Below are 19201 nucleotides of genomic sequence, written 5' to 3' on the forward strand. Positions count from 1 at the left end.
GGGCCTCAACCAGAGTATTACTGAATAATATGATCACTTTGTCGCATTTTTAGCGAGCGCTTTTAACCGTTCTCTAATAGCTGTTACCGCTAAGGCGCGGTTATCAGCAAGATAACGGTCTTTGGCGGCGGGGGCGGAACTTTGAATCGCAATTAAAGACCACTCGTCGCCATTCTTTAGTAGCAGCGGTGATCCACTGTCTCCTGGCAAGGTATCGCACTGGTGTGAGAGCACGCCCTGCTGTGCCCATCCTGTAACCAGACAGTCTTCATGGCTGTATAGGGTTTCAAGATGATCTAGCGGGTAGCCTGCTTGAGTTATTTTACGATTAACCGACTTAAGCGCTTGCGTCAACTCACTCGATGTTCCATCCCACAGGGGTAACGGCTTAATCGGAATAGGCTTTGTGTTAGTTAATCGAATGAGTGCAAAATCATAAGCGGCGGCGGCAGGCGGAACAATCCAGCCATCGCCATCAGGTTTGAGTTTTTTACCTAATTTTGCATCAACCAGGGTTTCCAAGTGAGTAATTTGGTACTTCCAATGGCTATCATGGGAAATAAATCGCAAGGCAACAGCGCGATCAATCTTCCCCGGAGGAGTAAGGACACAATGGCCAGCAGTAAGTGCCAGTCGCGGGGAAATTAACGTTGCGGTACAAAGGTTGCCACTGGCTGTTTCAACTTGCCCAATAGCTTGCCATGGCCAGCCAGTGCTATTTGTCAGCGCTGTGCGGTCATCTTTCCCGAAAAACAACGTGGTTTGATCCGCAATGCTGATTTCATCATCCGGTTTGTCAGTGGGGGGAAGGGCTAATGCTGCTGAAATAGAAAGCGGCAACAGACTCAATAATAGTAATGAAGATAAACGCATAAATGATTAGCCTTGCCTTTATTTACTGACCAAAGGTCATCCATTAACACACCTGAGGCCTATCGATTAAATTATTAATCATGGCTCCACTATCGCTAACTATAGACATAATAAGTTGTTTCATGTGTTGTCAGTAATTGATTTTTCGATAATTTCAGAGCGGCATAGGCCGTTGGTACTATAAATAAAAAAATAGTGTGATCAGACCACAAATAACAAATATGGTTAAAATGACTTCAAATAAATAGCGTCGCAGCATTATCAGCACTCCTGATAGAAAACACCCGGTAAACCGGGTGTCGAGTGAATCGCTGTTGCAGGTTAATCGTGAAGAGCCAGCTTCAGCTTCCACCAGTTAAATGCTGCTGCTATTTGGTCACTGGCATTACTGCTGGTGCAGATTTACTGTGTGCTGCTTTTTTATGATGTTTTTTGGCGGCCTGTGCTTTTTGCACTGGGGCTGTTTTATCCATTTTTTTCATCGAATCGGTTTTTTTGGCTTTCTTATGGTGCATGGTTTTAGCCGGTGCACTATGCGCTGCCGGAGCTGTAACCGCTGGAGCTGCAGGTGGCGCTACGGTATCTGCTGCCATTGCTACAGACGATATACCCAAGGTTGCAGCAACAATCAGAGCTAATACTGTTTTCATAATTTATTCCTCAGTGTTCTGTTTGTATATCGGCCCCGTTGGGTCGTTATAATGAGAGTAGAGGAAATATTTAATGGCTTCCGTGAGTCATTGGTTTCGGCTTGTAACCGATTGTACAACACCAATAATTTAGTGTGACGAGTATGCTAATTTGCACATTTTAGTTACAACATACAGTGTGTTGTCTTTAATAAAACCATCGTATTATGTAGCACCAGTGTCGTTTGAATGTAAGGCGATATGTGAGTTAACCAGTGAGAGCTACGCCCAACCCTAATTAAAGGTTAGGCGTAGCAGTAGAACCTATATTAGTCATGTGACCGCCATTAGGTTCCAGCATCGCGGGTAATAATCAAGTGCCACAAATTACAAATAGCGGCGTTCTAAATGTTGGCGGAAGTAGCGTGGGTTAAGTGTTTCACCGGTAGCTTTGGTAATTAATTCTGCTGTTGAGTAACGGCTACCATGCTGCCAGATATTCTGTTGTAACCAGGTGAAGAGGGTACTGAGATCACCATTTGCGATACTCTTATCCAGGTCTGGAATAACATCACGGGCAGTTTGGAACAGTTGAGCTGCATACATTGCACCCAAGGTATACGTTGGGAAATAGCCAAAAGCCCCATCGGTCCAATGGATATCTTGCATACATCCGTTACGGTAATTGCCTTCGGTGTTAATACCGAGGTATTGCTGCATTTTCTCATTCCACAACGCAGGGATATCATCTACTTCGATTTCACCACTGATTAACGCTTTTTCGATTTCATAACGCAATATAACATGGGCAGGATAGCTCACTTCATCGGCATCAACTCGAATAAAGCCAGTTTTAACCCGCTGATTGAGAGCTATGAAATTGTGTTCTGCAAATGCAGGTTGTTCACCAAATTGGTGTACGACCAGTGGGCGGATCACTTGTAAAAATTCATCACTGCGCGCTAATTGCATTTCAAATAGTAAGCTTTGCGACTCATGAATGGCAGTTGATCTTGCATGGGATATGGGCTGCCCTAACCATTCTCGTGGTAGGTTTTGCTCATAACGGGCATGGCCTGTTTCATGCACAATACCCATTAATGAACTGAGAAACTCTTGCTCGTTATAACGGGTAGTAATTCGCACATCTTGAGGAACACCGCCGCAAAATGGGTGCACACTTACATCAACCCGCCCGCCGTCAAAGTCAAAACCGAGTACTTTCATCACTTGTAATCCAAGCTGACGCTGTTTTTCCACGTCAAAAGGGCCCTGTGGGAGCAGGCAGTTTTCATTAGCTTGTTTAGCAGTCACTTTTTGTAATAGTGCAGGTAGCCATTGCTTAAGATCACCAAATATCCGATCCAAATCAGCACTATTAGTCCCTGGTTCGTAGAGGTTAAGCAATGCATCATAACCAGAGGTACCTGCGGCCTGAGCGCGGATTGACGCTTCTTCGCGACTAAGTTTGACCACTTCGCGCAGATTTTCTGCAAAGCCATGCCAATCATTAGCGATGCGCTGTTGCCGCCAGGCATGCTCACATTTGGCTCCAGCCAACGACTTGGCTTCAACCAATGCTTCTGGCAGCAGGACTGCATTGTCATAATGACGGCGCATTTCGCGTAAGTTTGCCTGTTCAACGCTATCTAACGTTTCTTGCTCGGCGAGCATCAGCCATTCGCCAACCTGTTTGGCCGTTAATATCTGGTGTTGTAAGACATTTAGCTCCGCCATAGCTTCTGAGCGGGCAAGGTTGCCTTTTGCTGGCATCATGGTCTGCATATCCCATCCGGCGATAGCCGACAGGTGCTCGAAACGAGCCAGGCGGGTGAATGTAGAACGCAGGTGCTGGTAAGCGGTGGACATAAAACACTCCAGAGTGAAAGTTAGTGTTTAATCTTGATCAACGGACAGTGAGTAAGGATTTTGTACCGGCCAACAGAAACGGAAACTGGCACCGCCTAATGAACTGGCATCAACGGAAATATTGCCCTGATAAGCCAGAGCGATGGAGTGTACAATCGCCAGACCCAGGCCACAGCCTCCCGTTGCGCGATCGCGGCTGGGATCCAGGCGCACAAAAGGCTCGAAAACCCGTGCACGCTCTTCCAGAGGAATGCCAGGGCCATCATCTTCAACTTGCAGGCAAGCGTTGTCACCGTCAAACCATAATCCAATACGTAGTCGTTTAGTGGAATAACGTAGCGCGTTATTAACCAGATTATCTAATACTCGCTCCATCAGGCGCAGGTCGACAGCGCCAAAGTCACCACGGTGGGGGATATCCAGTTCGATTTCCCGTTCACTATGAATTAAGCGTATATCCGCGACTTTTGTTGTTAGCCAGGCGGGTAAGTCGATAGGTTCCAGATTAAGGGAAACCTGCGGGCGATCCAGCCGAGCGTAGGTCAGTAACTCATCAATAAGTGCTTCTAACTGGCCAATATCATGATTTAAAGCTAATTGCTCACTTTCTGTCAGGTTGTCACTCATCGCTAAACGATATCGTAAACGCACGAGTGGGGTGCGAAGTTCATGCGCAATACCATCTATGAGCAGTTTCTTGCTAACAATCAGCGTATTGATATTGTCAGCCATTTGATTAAACGCCACACCTAAACGGTTCAAACTGGAGGTAGGATCAAAATGCGTTCGCTCGTCAAGGTAGCCAGCCCCCAGTCGTTGAGCCGCATTCTCCAATTTTAATAGATCTTTCCAGTGCGGGCGCATCCACAAGAATACTGGCAGCGCCAAAGACAGACCAATTAAGATTAATAAGGCCAAGTCGAGCAGGCGCATTTGATGCAAATAAAACAAATAGGGGACTGGGCCGACAGCAAGAGCGTAGTGACTACGAGGGATACGTTGCAGGAAAGTATATTCATCATCTAAGGCAATAATTTCACCCGCCCGTAGGCGTTTATTCAAACGCTCACCGAGATCACGTTTATCAAGAGGCTCTATATGCAACTGAAAGGAAAGGTTTAAATCCAGTGTGGCAATGGTTTTATTCCAATCCTTCAGAGGGATTTCTCGTAATTCACTGCGCATCAATGAAAGCGAACTTTTCATCAGGTCATCTAATGACTGTCGACCGGCACGCTCTGCGGTGACTTTGTAAACTAAGCCGACCAACATGGCCATCACCATAAAACAGACGAACAGTAATAAGAAAAATTGAATGAATAGTTTCCTCATTGATGCACTGACTCCCAGGCATTTGGGGCGAACAAATAGCCTTTATTACGCACGGTTTTGATACGAAATGGTTCGATAGCATTGTCATAGAGTTTGCGGCGTAAACGCGATATGGCAACATCTATACTGCGGTCCATGCCGTCATAGCTGACACCACGTAAATTTTTCAGCAACGCTTCACGATCCATTATTATTCCTGCATGGGTAGCTAACTCCCATAACAAATCAAAATCTGACGTGGATAACGTTATCTCTTCATCGCTAAGATTGACTTGGCGGTTTACTGGATCAATACACAGCAAGCCGAAATGGATCGCATTATGGCCGGTATGGGGCGGGCTAATGGTCTCTTTGTTTTGTTGCAGATTATGCTGACGCAGATGTAACCGTAGGCGCGCCAACAGTACAGCAGGTGGCGTGGTTTTGAGGATATAGTCGTTTGCCCCCATTTCAAGCGACAGAATATGGTTCATATCACTGTCCAGCGAGGTCAGCAGTACAATCGGCCCCTCATAAACGGGGCGCAAATCACGGCACAGTGTCATACCATCTTTTCCTGGCAACATGATATCAAGTAATACCAAGTCCGGTTGTTGTTGTTCAATAACCGCTTGGGCTGTATCGCCACGAGGTTCTACCAACACATCGATATCATGCTTACCCAGATAGGCAGCAATCAATTTTCCGACTTCTGCGTCGTCTTCCACAAAAACAATTTTGGTCATGTTTTTCAGTTTATAAAGGTGCCGGAATTCAGCATAGCGCGCTGTTGGCAGCAATACTATGCATGTTACTTAGTCTGTTAAGCATAAATGCTGATGACTGATTGCTAGACAACTGGCAAATCATTTCATTATATTAATAAAAGTGATTATATCGTCATCTCTATTTTGTTGCGCCTATCGTTTATATATCAATACTTACGATTAATGAATAGCTGTATCGATCAGCTGAGGACTGAGGGATGAGTGGCGAACACATCGGTGTGCCAGCGCACAGTGAAAAGGTCTGCTTCGATTACACGGTATTTTTAGCCGCATCATGCAAAAAGCGTTGGAGTTTTATTGAGGCGATTTATGGTGTTATGCCCATATTTGGCATGGTGGTAAAATCGCAGACGGAAATGGAAAAAACGCCGCAAGAGCGGCTTAATGCATTGGCCTTACAGGTACTATCTACCCAGCTTAGCGATCAAACCAATATCGTTCGCTTGATTCGGCTAGCAGAACAACAGGGCATTGCCCTATTGGATATCCAGTTGCCTTACCCTTTGGAAACCAGTCAACTCGGCGAGATTAAGCAAAAATTGCCGGAATCAATAAAATTAAGCCAGCAAGGGGAGTGTCTATCCGTGGATTTGGCGGAAACGGCAAGTAAATAGTTATCTCTACGCCATAACTTTCTTTAGGTCATACTCAAACGGGCAAACTGAGCTAAGGCAGCCAGCCCATTTGAGACCTTCACTTTGCTGTACCTTTCATTTAGCCAAACTCGGGTTTAGTGCATAGCAATCCAGGTGGCCGGAATGGTTGCAATCAGTACCAAGCAGATAGCTGACCGTTCCACTGTATTCAGTAATTTCAGTCCCTCATGCCCTTTACGTGCATAAATAAACACCAATAGTCCAGGGGCATATAACAAAACAGATAACAGTAAATACACCAGCCCGGCGGCATAAATTAGCCACAAACCATACAAACACGCGCCACTGGCAGCAATAATCAAACGCCAATCGTGACGTTTTAAGGCAATTTTAAATAAGAAGGCTCCCACCAGAAAGTAGGGTACCAGAATCATTTCTGATGCGATTGTCAGCAAGGTATTGTAGTTACTGCCCGTCAGCCAAATCAGAATCAGAGCCACTTGAACCGCACAATTGGTTAACCATAGTGATTGTGCTGGCGCATTATTTTTATTCTGATGGCGGAATATTTTGGGGAATGCTCCGTGCCTGGCTGCAACCATCGGCACTTCAGCAGCCATAATGGTCCAGCTAAGATAAGCACCACACACCGAAATAATAAGCCCCGTGGCAATGATGACTTCACCCCAAGGGCCAATCATCTCGACCATAATTCCAGCCATCGACGGATTACGCATACCGGCTAACTCGGCACGGGGCACTACGCCAAGAGACAATAGGGTAATTAACAAATAAACGCACAGAGCAGACAGCACGGCTAACATCGTTGCCCGACCCACATCTTTTTTATTGCGTGCACGGGCCGACACAACTACGGCACCTTCGACACCAATAAAGACCCAGAGCGTTATCAGCATGGTGTCTTTAACTTGCTGCCAAACCGGGGTATGCAGCGCTACGCCACTAAAATCAAAACTGAAAGTATCAAGGCTAAATGCCAGACCGGCTAACACAATAAAGCCACCGATAGGTAACAGTTTTGCTAACGTGGCGGCCAGGTTAATACTGGCGGCGGTTTGAACGCCACGCAGAACCAGTGCATGCACCAACCACAGCAGGAGGGTGGCTCCCAGCAATGCCTGCCAGGTATTACCTTCACCGAAGATAATGTGACCTGATTTATCAGTAAAGAAGCTTAATGCAGCAAAAACAATTACTAAGTAAGAGACATTAGCTATAACGGCGCACAGCCAGTAACCCCAGGCTGAGAAAAAACCGATAAGATCACCAAAGCCTTCTTTGGCATAGGTGAATATTCCACCATCGAGATCAGGGCGCAAGCGCGTCAGTAACAGCATGGCAAACGCCAGGAAGATGATCCCCACGCCGGTAATACTCCAGCCGATAAGCAGTGCCGCAGGGCTGGCAACTTCCGCCATGTTTTGCGGCAGGCTGAACACACCCGCTCCCAGCATTGAGCTAAGGACCAGCGCGGTTAGCGCAGTCAGGCCGAGTTTTTTTTCCAATTATGGATCCTGGTTTTGATAGTATTAATGAATGGTTACTGACTTGTAAGCAGCATTATATGAGGCAAACTTATCGATAGCTGACAGATAATAGCCCCAAAATTTTCGGGAGATTTTACGGAGTGGGGCGCGATCATGCAATGATTGGTTATGCGATTTGGACAAAAAATTATTCAATCCGTATCAATAAGAAGTAGGACAACAGCAGACACATAAAAAAGGCAGCATGTAGCTGCCCTTACAGTAACAAAATTCACGCAAACTTATTTGAACAAGTCAGCGCTAACACTCAGGTTACCACCACTTTGGTTCTGCCACTGGCGAGTCACATGGTAATACTTCGCACCTTTTGCCGCAGCACGTTTAGCGACTTCATGAGATACGTCAGTCATGCTGTTGTAGTGACCGCTAAAGGTAATAGAATCAAACGGCACCATCTGTGCGGCAGTCGTGTTGTTCAGTTCCTGAATTTGAGTACCATCATTCAGGGTGACAGTGTAACGTTTACCGGTTGATGATTGCGTTTCGAAGAAACGGCCCACATCAGCACTTGGCGTACCTGAAGAGGCAACTCCTGGGATTTCGACGTTGGCAGCAGCAGCGCCACCGGCAGCCAGTGCTGCACGGCCAGCGTCAGAATCGGCTGGAATAACATCCGGGCTTTGAACAACACGTTTTGCCGCATCTGCTTTATAAACATATGCCGTCACAAACTGGTTGCCACCTTGGTTTGCATCAACCTGACGCACGATAAAGAAGGAGTAAGCCCCTTTCTCTTTTGCTGCCTTTGAAATGGCATCGTTGATATCAGGCTGGCTACGGAAGAAGCCACTAACAGAAACGGTATCATAAGGTTGAAGCGCATAGGCTTCTGCTTTTGGCAATTCTTTAACATCATTAAAGACGCGATACTGGGTTTCTTTGCTCACTTCCGGTGCATCTTTATGATAAACATCGGCCGTTACACGCCAGTTGCCGCCATTATTGTTGCTGTTGATATCCTGAATATAGAAAGAGTCTGCGCCCAATTTGTCAGCTCGGCGCGATACCGCATCCGCTGCCTCATTGATTGCATTAAATCGGCCAGTAATAGTAATGCGATCAAATGGCTTAATGGCTGCTGCTTGCTCTGGTGCGAGTTCTTTTGCCGCTTGTGCAGCAGAAAGCGCGGTGAGTGATAGCAATGCCGATGCGATGATCGTGTATTTCAGCTTCATAAAAAATCCTTTCGCCTTGCGCATTAACGTTGATACGTGCGGAACAATTGATGTGTAACAGAATGGCAGATGATTATTACATGTAATAATGGTGGGTGTCTCAGCAATTTATATGTCTTAGTATATCAATTCTGAAGATTAGCCCGTCGCCACTTTACAGCAATAATAGGGATAAGCTTTACGAATAATTGCTTTAACGTCATAAGTGCTGATTATTTACATTTTGCTAACCTGATGCCGCGCCATTGCTGGGCTGTCTCATTATTGCTCGACTTGTTATTTTGGTGCAAAGTTGCAGGACAAGCCTCTGGTAAATATTATTTTTGTAGTGAATTATACAGAGTTCTTTCCGCCTGCCAGTTTTAGTGCAAAAACTGCACCAGAAGCGCACACAGATATGGATCATCAGTCACATTTTCAGTAGGTTATAAGGAGCTGTAGCAAAGCAGGTTTGTCAGTGACCAAAGAGAACTGAAGCATGCCCAAATTAATGGGTGTTGCAGGTAAGCAGCAAGGAAACGAATCCCACATCCCTAATTCGGGTGAATGTGAGTCGCTAACGCTCCAACAACACCGAATAAGATGGATATGGCAATACTCATCATCAAAGACAGGTAAAAGGGAACATTATGCGTATTGGTGTACCAAAAGAGCGGTTGGCCAATGAAGCCCGTGTTGCAGCAACGCCGAAAACGGTGGAACAACTGCTGAAATTAGGCTTCACCGTGGCGATTGAAAGCGGAGCTGGCCACTTAGCCAGTTTCGATGATGCGGCGTACCAAGAAGCGGGTGCCACTATTACGGATACCACCGATGTGTGGCAATCCGATCTTATCCTCAAAGTGAATGCGCCCCTTGAGGAAGAAATCCCCCTGATGCGTGCCGGGAGTACGTTGGCCAGCTTTATCTGGCCAGCACAGAACCCTGAATTGCTACAAAAGTTAGCTGAGCGTCAGGTAACAGTATTGGCCATGGATTCAGTGCCGCGTATATCCCGTGCACAATCTATGGATGCTCTCAGTTCAATGGCAAATATTGCCGGTTATCGTGCCATTGTTGAAGCTGCCCATGAATTTGGTCGCTTCTTCACTGGGCAAATTACGGCTGCGGGTAAAGTTCCACCGGCGAAGGTTGTGATTATCGGGGCCGGGGTTGCAGGTTTGGCAGCCATTGGGGCGGCAGGGAGTATGGGTGCTATCGTGCGTGCTTTCGACACCCGCCCAGAAGTAAAAGAACAGGTCCAGAGTATGGGTGCTGAGTTCCTCGAGTTGGATTTTGAGGAAGAAGCAGGCAGTGGTGACGGCTACGCCAAAGTGATGTCCGAAGCTTTTATCAAAGCTGAAATGGCGTTGTTTGCCGCTCAAGCCGCTGAAGTGGACATCATTGTTACGACGGCACTGATTCCGGGTAAACCTGCTCCACGGCTGATCACCAAAGAGATGGTGGCATCAATGAAGTCAGGCAGTGTGATTGTTGACCTGGCCGCGCAGACCGGTGGTAACTGTGAACTGACCGTTGCCGATCAAGTGACCGTGACAGAGAATGGCGTAAAAATCATCGGTTATACCGACCTACCAAGCCGTTTGCCGACCCAGTCATCCCAGCTTTACGGAACTAACCTGGTTAACTTACTGAAATTACTCTGCAAAGAGAAAAATGGTGAGATAGATATTGATTTCGAAGATACCGTGATTCGCGGTGTTACCGTGGTCAAAACCGGTGAAATAACGTGGCCAGCGCCGCCGATTCAGGTATCAGCACAACCTCAGGCGGCTAAAGCTGAACCTATTGTGAAAGAAGATGCTAAGCCTAGTTCACCATGGCCAAAATACATCATTATGGCTCTGGCTATTGTGTTGTTTGGCTGGTTGGCAAATGTTGCTCCGAAAGAGTTTTTATCTCACTTTACGGTTTTTGCACTGGCGTGCGTGGTGGGTTACTACGTGGTGTGGAACGTCAGCCATGCGCTACATACACCTTTAATGTCAGTCACTAACGCAATTTCAGGCATTATCGTTGTCGGCGCATTATTGCAGATTGGTCATGGCGGTTGGGTGAGTTTCTTATCCTTTATTGCCGTACTGATTGCCAGTATCAACATTTTTGGCGGCTTCACGGTCACCCAACGCATGTTGAAAATGTTCCGTAAAAACTGAGTGGTATAAAAACTCGGCGGGTATAAAAATAATGTCACACAAAAATATAGGGGTAACTGATGTCTAGTGGTCTCGTTACAGCTGCGTACATAGTTGCTGCGATTTTATTTATTTTCAGTTTGGCTGGGCTGTCGCGCCACGAAACATCCAAACAAGGTAACACTTTCGGTGTGACCGGTATGGCCATCGCGCTTATCGCCACCATCCTTGGGCCGGATTCAGGTAATGTTGCCTGGATTATCATTGCCATGGTAATTGGTGGTGCTATTGGTATCTATCTGGCGAAAAAAGTCGAAATGACTGAAATGCCAGAACTGGTCGCTATCTTGCACAGTTTCGTCGGCCTGGCAGCCGTTCTGGTTGGCTTTAACAGCTATCTGGACCACGGCCCGGTGGTGATGGACGCGGTGATGGTGAATATCCATCTGACCGAAGTATTCTTGGGTATCTTTATCGGGGCAGTAACATTCACTGGTTCTATCGTTGCCTTTGGTAAATTACGCGGGATTATCTCATCCAAGCCACTGATGTTGCCACAACGCCATAAGTTGAATCTGGTGGCGCTGGTTGTATCATTCCTGCTGATGATAATGTTCGTCAAAACAGATAGCGTTGGTTTACAAGTGGTCGCGTTGTTATTGATGACAGTGATTGCTCTGGGCTTTGGCTGGCACTTGGTCGCGTCAATCGGTGGTGCTGACATGCCGGTTGTGGTCTCAATGCTGAACTCCTACTCTGGTTGGGCCGCTGCCGCCGCAGGCTTCATGTTGAGCAATGACCTGCTGATTGTAACGGGTGCCTTGGTTGGTTCTTCCGGTGCTATTCTGTCTTACATCATGTGTAAAGCGATGAACCGCTCGTTTATCAGTGTGATCGCCGGTGGTTTTGGTACTGATGGTTCTTCTACCGGTAATGCGGAAGAAATGGGCGAATACCGTGAAACTACAGCAGAAGAAGTGGCTGATCTGTTAAAAAACTCCAGCTCAGTTATCATCACTCCAGGCTATGGTATGGCGGTAGCACAGGCACAATATCCAGTCGCTGAGATTACTGCCAAACTGCAAGCGCGGGGCATCAAAGTGCGCTTTGGTATTCACCCGGTTGCAGGGCGTTTGCCAGGCCATATGAACGTGTTATTGGCTGAAGCCAAAGTTCCTTATGACGTAGTGTTGGAAATGGATGAGATCAATGATGATTTCCCAAGCACTGATGTCGTGTTGGTGATTGGTGCCAATGATACGGTTAACCCAGCCGCACTTGAAGACCCGCGTAGTCCGATTGCAGGTATGCCGGTGTTGGAAGTGTGGAAAGCGCAAAGTGTTATTGCCTTTAAACGTTCAATGAATACCGGCTATGCTGGCGTGCAAAACCCATTGTTCTTTAAAGAAAATACCCAAATGTTGTTTGGGGATGCCAAAGACAGCGTAGAAGCAATTTTACGCGCGTTGTAATTTGTTATAACGAATCAGATCAAGGGCCACCTATGCGGTGGCCCTTCTTTTTGGTTTAATCAATGGATGCCGCCGGAGGGGTTATCCAATTTCTTCCAGATCTTCATTGCCTTCTATCGGACAGGTAAATCCTTCTGGTTTAATGGCCAGTAAGTCACATTTAAGATGGTCGATCACATGTTCTGTGGTGTTACCAATAAAGGCGGCAGATAGCCCAGTACGCCCCAAAGTACCCAGAACAACCACCCCAGCCCGCAAGTGTTCAGCCAAATCAGGAATAACCTCTTCAGGTAGGCCCTTTTCAACATGGGTGAATTTTTCATCAATGCCAAACTGTTGGCGCAATGCTTTCATCGCAACCAAGTGCTGACCACGAATGGCATCGTTATAGACACTCGGGTCAAAATCAGGCAATTCAATGGCGATATTAATCGGTGTTACCGGATAGGCGCTGATCAGATGTACCGGAGTTTGATTAACATTCTCAGCTAACTCTCTGGTCTCTTTGACCAGTCGCAGATTGAGTGGGTCATGAAGTGGGTCTTCACTTGAAAGGTTAACTGCCACCAGCGCTGTGGCACCTTCTGGCCAGGGTTGGTCTTTAACCATCCAGACCGGGCACGGGCATTTACGCAATAAATGCCAGTCCGTTGGCGTAAAGATAATGGACTCAAGACGATCATGCTGATGTGCCATCTTTAATAACAAATCGTGCTTGGCGTTCAGGACTTCCTGAATGATGGCTTCATAAGGCCGATTATGCCACACCACTTTGATTTCAATTGGGATACCCGCATCAAGGTAAAACCGGCACTGCTCGCTTATCCATGCGGACCGTTGGCTGATAACCCCTTTACGCATTGCGGTGCGCTCATCGGGCGACAGCAGGGTAGTCATATCATATGACAGATCATAAATAGCCAAAAATGCTTTGATTGTGCCGCCATTGCGCTGCACAAGGTAAACTGCACGCCTTAATGCAGGTTGATCATCCTGATTGGGGTCAATAGCAACCAGAATATTCTGATACTTTGCCATAGAGTCTCCTTACAACCGTGAATTAACAGTATGTTAGTTAAAGAGTAAACCATGAAAGGAAAACAGGATAGGTGGGAGAGAGGGCGAGACCAATAAATATACCCGCCAACTTTCAAGTCGCCGGGTATTTTGGATTAGATTACAGGCTTGGTCTTGGATTACCAGCGAGTTGACCTAGCGCCTCGGTATTCTCAATAGTGATGTACTTACCTTTCACACTCAGAATATCGCTTTTCTGAAAACGGCCTAGCAAACGGCTAATGGTTTCAACTGTCAGACCTAAATAGTTGCCAATGTCACCACGGGTCATCGTCAGGCGGAACTCCCGTGGAGAGAAACCACGCTGAGCAAAACGACGAGACAGATTATAGATGAAGGCGGCCAGGCGCTCTTCTGCATTCTTCTTCGACAGTAGCAAAATCATGTCTTGATCGCCTTTGATCTCACCACTCATCAGGCGCATCATCTGCTGGCGCAGGTTTGGCATTTTTCCTGATAAATCATCCAGTGTATCAAATGGTATTTCACAAACCATGGAGGTTTCCAGAGCTTGTGCGAAACTCGGATGTTGTAAATTACTGATAGCGTCAAAACCGACCAAGTCGCCCGCCAGATGGAAACCGGTGATTTGCTCATCACCCTCTTCAGTAATGGTGTAACTTTTAATGGTCCCGGAACGGATGGCATACAGGGATTTGAGCTCATCACCTGCTTTAAACAGCGCCTGTCCTTTCTGAATAGGTTTTTTCCTTTCAATGATATTGTCGAGCTGATCCAGCTCGTTTTCATTTAAGGTAAAAGGAATACAGAGCTGGCTGATACTGCAATCCTGACAGTGAATTGCACAACCACCAGACTGGATACGTCGGATTACGCGTTTTTCCGGGATCATAGGGTATTCCCATTAATATTGATATGCGTCAATTTTAACATCTTTTCTTGCGTCTGATAAGAGCAAGAATAGTTAGCGTGCTAAAAGATAGCCCTCATGTATTAATAACCAGCGTTTTCGCTCCACTCCACCGGCATATCCGGTCAGTGCACCTTGTTGTCCAATAACGCGATGGCAGGGGACAACAATAGATATTGGGTTCAGTCCATTCGCCATCCCCACAGCCCGCGACGCGGTAGGGCGGTTGATTCGTTTTGCTAACTCACCATAGGTAATCGTTTCACCACAAGGGATTTTACGCAGTTCTTGCCAGACTTGACACTGAAAATCAGTCCCAGCAGTTTTAACGGGTAAATTATCAATAATGCTCAGATCACCCGCAAAATAGCGTTGCATGGTGTCACTCAGCCCACCAGGATTATTTTTTTCAACCAATGTAAATGCATCCGCGCCATAATGGTTGCGTAGCAACTTCATCAGACGCGCGTAATGGTCGGTCCAATCAATGGCACGTAGCCGGTTTTCTTCGTCTGCAATCAGTAACAGTTCACCTTGTGGGGTTGCCATCCGATCAATAAAAAACGTTTCCATAAGTCTCCGCTATGTTGCTGCCGTTGGCTGTAAACAGTTCCGCCGATAATTATTGCATGGAATATGACATCAAAAGATACCTATTGAGGCGATAATCGCATAACCCAGAAAATTTAGGTATAAATTCGGGGTGGGCGAGCCAGAGATTAGCGGCTACGATGATAGCTTATTGATTACGAAAGCTCTTGATTGTGAGTATTAACTGTTGTGACGACTGATACTTACGATAACCACTTCATGCCAGGGACTAAATTCATGTCAAATATCGCCTTGTATCCTTTATTACGTGATGACGACCCTCCTTCGGCCGCTATCGAGCGCCCACACAGCCAATCACCATTTATCTTATTGGCTGACCATGCGGGTCAACGTATACCGAGTCAACTCGGTGATTTGGGGTTAGCTCCAGGAGAAATTGACCGCCATATTGGTTGGGATATTGGCTCATTGGCAACGGCACGGTTACTTAGCCAATATCTGGATGCGACCTTGATCCATCAGCAGTATTCGCGATTGGTGATTGATTGTAACCGGACACCGGGAATTGCCAGTTCTATCCCTGAAATTTCGGAACATACGCGGATCCCGCGCAATATTGGTGTCACCGTAGCAGAAGCTGAAGCGCGCCGAGGTGAGATATTCCAGCCGTATCATGATTTGATTACCCAAACCTTAAATCAACGCCGTGATAACGGTCAGATCAGTGTAATCATCTCCATGCACAGTTTTACACCGTCATTTAAAAACATCGCGCGCCCTTGGCAAATTGGTACCTTGTTTCATCGTAATCCTGAATTTGCCTTGCAACTGGTTTCGTTTTTACAGCAAGAAGGCGACCTGCACGTCGGGATTAACGAACCTTATGCCATGACGGATGCAACTGATTTCACGTTACCCTTCCACGCAGAACAGCGGCAATTACCTTATGTGGGCATCGAGATTCGTCAGGATCTTATTACACATCAAACGGGGCAGGCGCTATGGGCAAGCCGCCTGGCGCGACTGTTGCCGCAGGTATTAGAAACATTGAATTATTCAAAGTAAGTTGTGATGGCATCTATTTGCATGAAAACTATGTGCTCTGCACCAATTATCAATGCAGCTTCATGACCTACAACTATTAATTAGTTATTATCAACATAATCATCATTTTTTATTCACTGATAATATTAAGGTTGATAATTACGTGGAATCAAAACCTGCGCGCATTCTGATCAGTGCCTGTTTAATGGGGAAACCGGTGCGTTATAACGGCAGTGCCCTGTCTGTTAGCGATGAAATTATTCAACGCTGGCAGGATGAGGGGAGACTGGTCCTTGTTTGCCCTGAATTATCTGCAGGTATGCCGGTACCGCGTCCGCCAGCCGAAATCCAGCAAGGTAACGGCGAGGCAGTGTTGCAAGGGCAGGCGCGGGTGATGGAGCAGTGGGGTAATGATGTTAGCCGGGAGTTTCTGCAAGGGGCTTATCAGGCGCTGGAGTTGGCGCAAAAGCACTGTTGCACAGTGGCAATTTTGACCGAAGGGAGTCCCTCTTGCGGTAGCAGCCGCATCTATGATGGCCATTTTAGCGGCACCCAGCGCACGGGGCAGGGAGTCACTACTGCGTTATTACGCCGACATGGAATAACCGTTTTCAGCCATCATCAACTTGATCAAGCGGATGATTTTTTGCGAAGCTCTTCACAAATCAAGGTTGAAAATTAACCGAATGTCATAAAATCTCGATATACTGTATAAATGTACAGTTGTGGCGTAAGATCGTATTTTTGGTCACTTCATCTTTCTTGAAACCATAAAGTCGAGGTAGCGATATGACATTTAAGATTGTAGAAAAGCAACCGCAGCAATTAATCAGTATTCGGGTCGTCGGCCCTTATCATGAGACTATCCCGCAAGGCTTTAACCAACTTTCTTCACTCTATGCCCAGCACCAAATCCCTGGAAAAGAGTGGTTAGCTCTTTACTGGGACAATCCAGAAACCAATCCTCCTGCGGAGTTACGGGCTGACGTCTCCTTGTCTGTCGCAGACGATTATGTATTGCCCGTAGAACTCAGTGATCAACTACAACTGCAAGTGATTCCCGGCGGTTTGTATGCGGTGTATCACACTAGAGTAACAGATGATGATTACGCGAAAGCCTGGAGCGAATTGTATAACCAGCATCTGCCACAAAGTGGTTATCGTCCAGCAGAAGGTGCGTGCTATGAGGTTTACCTTAATGACGGCATGACTGATGGCTACTTTGATATCGATATCTATCAGTCGGTGGAAAAAGCACAATAATAGGTGGCGGCCGTGCTGGTTGGCGCGGCTGCCTACCTTGGCAACACTGATTCAGCGTCCCTGCGTATTATCACTTTATTGTGCTGGCAAGAAATAATTGGCTTAACCAGTCACTGAAAATACGCACTCGTGGGGAAAGCTGGCGGTTATGGGGATACAGGAAAGAGACTGGCATCGGCGGCGGTGCATATTTCGGCAGTATCTCAATCAACGTGCCAGCGGTTAAGTCAGACTCGATATGATAACGAGGCACTTGGATAATACCTAATCCAAGGCGGGCGGCGGCTACAAAACTTTCAGCGCCACTGACTGACAGAACAGTCGGTAATTTTACTTGCTGAGTTTTAGTATGTGAATACGCGGTTGATGGCGGATATGACTTTTCGATTGTCACCTCGGCGCTAGGCGTTTCGTTAGTTCGCCATATTTTATTGGTATTAAATGGGGTGTCAGTACCAAATTCCAATGGCATTAAGCTGCCGGTTGCGCTAGAACGAAAACCCACCATTTGGTGCCCCGATAACTGGTCCAACTCAAGGGGGATACCCTGTCGTTGTAAGTATTGCGGTGCAGCACAGGTGACTTGTGGTAACAGCGCTACTCGGCGGGCGACCATATCGCTGTCTTGTAAATTGCCTACACGTAGCACCCCGTCAATACCTTCTCGAATAAGGTCGACCAAGCGGTCACCTTCACTGATAAATAGCTCAATATCAGGGTATTGATCAATAAAATTAGGTAGTTGTGGTAAGACAAAATGGCGGGCTAACGTGCCTTGTACATCAATTCGTAGCAAGCCACGAGGCTTGGCATTGGCAAAAGCCATTTCAGCATCTTCAATATCAGCAATAATGCGTAAACAGCGCTGGTAGTATGCTTCACCATCCAATGTAGGGCTAACATGTCGGGTAGTTCGCTGCAATAAACGCACATTTAAACGCTTTTCGAGTTGTTTTATGGCATCTGTCACTGTAGATCGCGGTAGATTTAAATCTTGGGCGGTTTGGGTAAAACTGCGCTGTTCCGCTACCCTGATAAATACTCGCATTGCATCAATTCTGTCCACTTTATTGTTCGCTTTATTCGGATAGTATAAACGAATAATAGATGATTATCCGAAATGGTAAAAGTGGCATTCTCTGTTTGTGGGCTGTTGAACATAACCTGCGCCACTGGCTGAATAGCGATCAATACATGATCGCAAACGATAACTACACGTTTAGGAGAATATCATGGTGAATACAACGGGGCAGGTTGCCATTGTAACAGGGGCATCAAGGGGTATTGGCGCAGCCATTGCTGAACGTTTGGCACAGGAGGGTTATACCGTCCTAATCAATTATGCGCGGAGTGACATTGAGGCCGAAACACTGGTGCGCAAAATTCAACAAGCTGGCGGAAATGCAGTGAGTGCGAAGGGGGATATCAGTGATGCTGCCGCGGTAGCACAGTTATTTTCTCAAGCAGAAGCTGCGTTTGGCGGGGTTGATGTCTTGGTTAACAATGCTGGAATTTTATCTCTCAGCGCTATTGCTGACAGTGATGATGAACACTTTGACCGCCAGATTGCTATTAATCTGAAAGGGAGCTTTAACGGGATGCGTGAAGCGGCAAAACGGTTGAAAGACGGTGGCCGCATTGTAAACTTTTCAACCAGTGTCGTCGGGCTGAAACTGGAAAAATACGGTGTTTATGCTGCAACCAAAGCCGCGGTTGAAACCATGACTGCAATTCTGGCGAAAGAGTTGCGGGGGCGTAATATCACCGTTAATGCTGTTGCTCCTGGGCCGACGGCAACCTCTCTCTTCCTTGATGGTAAATCACCCGAATTAATTGAACGAATGGCGAAAATGGCACCACTAGAAAGATTAGGAACACCGGAGGATATAGCAGCCGCCGTCGCTTTTCTGGTTGGCAAAGATGGTGGCTGGATTAATGGTCAAGTTTTACGCGCCAATGGTGGCCTGATTTAGCCCAA

The 19201-nt window shown here is 46.6% G+C and carries 18 protein-coding genes; 7 read left to right on the forward strand and 11 right to left on the reverse strand.

The window, feature by feature from the left end:
- Positions 1–33: 33 nt before the first annotated feature.
- The 5 genes from A6J67_RS14435 to rstA form a co-directional block, all read right to left on the reverse strand.
- Positions 34–873 (reverse strand): trypsin-like serine peptidase, encoded by an 840-nt coding sequence (locus tag A6J67_RS14435; protein WP_042569794.1) that lies wholly within the window; start codon positions 871–873, stop codon positions 34–36.
- Positions 874–1241: 368 nt separating this feature from the next.
- Positions 1242–1523 (reverse strand): acid resistance repetitive basic protein Asr, encoded by a 282-nt coding sequence (asr, locus tag A6J67_RS14440; protein ID WP_005184347.1) that lies wholly within the window; start codon positions 1521–1523, stop codon positions 1242–1244.
- Positions 1524–1889: 366 nt separating this feature from the next.
- Positions 1890–3371, reverse strand: coding sequence for a carboxypeptidase M32 (locus tag A6J67_RS14445; protein ID WP_005184343.1), 1482 nt, complete (start codon positions 3369–3371; stop codon positions 1890–1892).
- 27 nt (positions 3372–3398) lie between these two features.
- On the reverse strand, positions 3399–4703 hold the full coding sequence (gene rstB, locus A6J67_RS14450; protein WP_032906067.1) for a two-component system sensor histidine kinase RstB: 1305 nt from the start codon (positions 4701–4703) through the stop codon (positions 3399–3401).
- On the reverse strand, positions 4700–5428 hold the full coding sequence (gene rstA / locus A6J67_RS14455; protein WP_042570168.1) for a two-component system response regulator RstA: 729 nt from the start codon (positions 5426–5428) through the stop codon (positions 4700–4702). The genes rstB and rstA overlap by 4 nt, the downstream gene beginning before the upstream one ends.
- 239 nt (positions 5429–5667) lie before the next feature.
- On the opposite strand from rstA, the gene A6J67_RS14460 reads away from it, so the two are divergent.
- Positions 5668–6084 carry a hypothetical protein gene (locus tag A6J67_RS14460; RefSeq protein ID WP_005184334.1) on the forward strand — a complete coding sequence of 139 codons (417 nt, stop codon included), beginning with the start codon at positions 5668–5670 and terminating at the stop codon, positions 6082–6084.
- Between the two features lie 116 nt (positions 6085–6200).
- Here the strand turns inward: A6J67_RS14460 and A6J67_RS14465 are convergent, their stop codons facing one another.
- Together A6J67_RS14465 and ydgH are read right to left on the reverse strand one after the other, a co-directional pair.
- Complete coding sequence (locus tag A6J67_RS14465; RefSeq protein WP_005184329.1) at positions 6201–7592, reverse strand: amino acid permease; 1392 nt, start codon at positions 7590–7592, stop codon at positions 6201–6203.
- A 263-nt stretch (positions 7593–7855) separates the two neighbouring features.
- Positions 7856–8809, reverse strand: coding sequence for a DUF1471 family protein YdgH (gene ydgH, locus A6J67_RS14470; RefSeq protein ID WP_032906066.1), 954 nt, complete (start codon positions 8807–8809; stop codon positions 7856–7858).
- A 629-nt stretch (positions 8810–9438) separates the two neighbouring features.
- Between ydgH and pntA the strand changes: the two genes are divergently transcribed.
- Both pntA and pntB read left to right on the forward strand, forming a co-directional pair.
- Complete coding sequence (pntA, locus tag A6J67_RS14480) at positions 9439–10965, forward strand: Re/Si-specific NAD(P)(+) transhydrogenase subunit alpha (RefSeq protein ID WP_080608238.1); 1527 nt, start codon at positions 9439–9441, stop codon at positions 10963–10965.
- Between the two features lie 59 nt (positions 10966–11024).
- The gene (gene pntB, locus A6J67_RS14485) at positions 11025–12416 is read left to right on the forward strand and encodes a Re/Si-specific NAD(P)(+) transhydrogenase subunit beta (protein WP_032906064.1); all 1392 of its coding nucleotides are present in this window, start codon (positions 11025–11027) and stop codon (positions 12414–12416) included.
- Between the two features lie 81 nt (positions 12417–12497).
- Here pntB and uspE read toward each other — a convergent pair whose 3' ends face one another.
- The 3 genes from uspE to ogt all read right to left on the reverse strand — a co-directional run bounded on the left by uspE (position 12498) and on the right by ogt (position 14937).
- Positions 12498–13454, reverse strand: a complete 957-nt coding sequence (gene uspE / locus A6J67_RS14490) for a universal stress protein UspE (protein WP_005184319.1) — start codon at positions 13452–13454, stop codon at positions 12498–12500.
- 139 nt (positions 13455–13593) lie between these two features.
- Positions 13594–14346 (reverse strand): FNR family transcription factor, encoded by a 753-nt coding sequence (locus A6J67_RS14495; RefSeq protein WP_005184317.1) that lies wholly within the window; start codon positions 14344–14346, stop codon positions 13594–13596.
- Between the two features lie 72 nt (positions 14347–14418).
- Positions 14419–14937, reverse strand: coding sequence for a methylated-DNA--[protein]-cysteine S-methyltransferase (gene ogt / locus A6J67_RS14500; protein ID WP_050296984.1), 519 nt, complete (start codon positions 14935–14937; stop codon positions 14419–14421).
- Between the two features lie 255 nt (positions 14938–15192).
- On the opposite strand from ogt, the gene A6J67_RS14505 reads away from it, so the two are divergent.
- From A6J67_RS14505 to sbmC, 3 genes are all read left to right on the forward strand, one after another.
- On the forward strand, positions 15193–15981 hold the full coding sequence (locus A6J67_RS14505; protein ID WP_042569792.1) for an N-formylglutamate amidohydrolase: 789 nt from the start codon (positions 15193–15195) through the stop codon (positions 15979–15981).
- 142 nt (positions 15982–16123) lie between these two features.
- Positions 16124–16642: a DUF523 domain-containing protein gene (locus A6J67_RS14510; protein ID WP_042570167.1), complete on the forward strand. Its 519-nt coding sequence runs from the start codon at positions 16124–16126 to the stop codon at positions 16640–16642.
- Positions 16643–16749: 107 nt separating this feature from the next.
- Positions 16750–17223 (forward strand): DNA gyrase inhibitor SbmC, encoded by a 474-nt coding sequence (sbmC, locus tag A6J67_RS14515; RefSeq protein WP_005184310.1) that lies wholly within the window; start codon positions 16750–16752, stop codon positions 17221–17223.
- Positions 17224–17293: 70 nt separating this feature from the next.
- Here the strand turns inward: sbmC and A6J67_RS14520 are convergent, their stop codons facing one another.
- Complete coding sequence (locus A6J67_RS14520; protein ID WP_050296982.1) at positions 17294–18289, reverse strand: LysR family transcriptional regulator; 996 nt, start codon at positions 18287–18289, stop codon at positions 17294–17296.
- Positions 18290–18455: 166 nt separating this feature from the next.
- Here A6J67_RS14520 and A6J67_RS14525 point away from each other — a divergent pair, with 166 nt between their 5' ends.
- Entirely contained in the window at positions 18456–19196 is a 741-nt protein-coding gene (locus A6J67_RS14525) for an SDR family oxidoreductase (RefSeq protein WP_042569791.1), read from the forward strand.
- Positions 19197–19201 lie beyond the last annotated feature (5 nt).

The organism is Yersinia sp. FDAARGOS_228, from assembly GCF_002073315.2.
Lineage (GTDB): Bacteria > Pseudomonadota > Gammaproteobacteria > Enterobacterales > Enterobacteriaceae > Yersinia > Yersinia intermedia.

Excerpts from the sequence above, each read along its gene's own strand:
- A6J67_RS14435 (WP_042569794.1), bottom strand. The coding sequence starts at position 873 with ATGCGTTTATCTTCATTACTATTATTGAGTCTGTTGCCGCTTTCTATT.
- asr (WP_005184347.1), bottom strand. The coding sequence starts at position 1,523 with ATGAAAACAGTATTAGCTCTGATTGTTGCTGCAACCTTGGGTATATCG.
- A6J67_RS14445 (WP_005184343.1), bottom strand. The coding sequence starts at position 3,371 with ATGTCCACCGCTTACCAGCACCTGCGTTCTACATTCACCCGCCTGGCT.
- rstB (WP_032906067.1), bottom strand. The coding sequence starts at position 4,703 with ATGAGGAAACTATTCATTCAATTTTTCTTATTACTGTTCGTCTGTTTT.
- rstA (WP_042570168.1), bottom strand. The coding sequence starts at position 5,428 with ATGACCAAAATTGTTTTTGTGGAAGACGACGCAGAAGTCGGAAAATTG.
- A6J67_RS14460 (WP_005184334.1), top strand. The coding sequence starts at position 5,668 with ATGAGTGGCGAACACATCGGTGTGCCAGCGCACAGTGAAAAGGTCTGC.
- ydgH (WP_032906066.1), bottom strand. The coding sequence starts at position 8,809 with ATGAAGCTGAAATACACGATCATCGCATCGGCATTGCTATCACTCACC.
- pntA (WP_080608238.1), top strand. The coding sequence starts at position 9,439 with ATGCGTATTGGTGTACCAAAAGAGCGGTTGGCCAATGAAGCCCGTGTT.
- pntB (WP_032906064.1), top strand. The coding sequence starts at position 11,025 with ATGTCTAGTGGTCTCGTTACAGCTGCGTACATAGTTGCTGCGATTTTA.
- uspE (WP_005184319.1), bottom strand. The coding sequence starts at position 13,454 with ATGGCAAAGTATCAGAATATTCTGGTTGCTATTGACCCCAATCAGGAT.
- A6J67_RS14495 (WP_005184317.1), bottom strand. The coding sequence starts at position 14,346 with ATGATCCCGGAAAAACGCGTAATCCGACGTATCCAGTCTGGTGGTTGT.
- ogt (WP_050296984.1), bottom strand. The coding sequence starts at position 14,937 with ATGGAAACGTTTTTTATTGATCGGATGGCAACCCCACAAGGTGAACTG.
- A6J67_RS14505 (WP_042569792.1), top strand. The coding sequence starts at position 15,193 with ATGTCAAATATCGCCTTGTATCCTTTATTACGTGATGACGACCCTCCT.
- sbmC (WP_005184310.1), top strand. The coding sequence starts at position 16,750 with ATGACATTTAAGATTGTAGAAAAGCAACCGCAGCAATTAATCAGTATT.
- A6J67_RS14525 (WP_042569791.1), top strand. The coding sequence starts at position 18,456 with ATGGTGAATACAACGGGGCAGGTTGCCATTGTAACAGGGGCATCAAGG.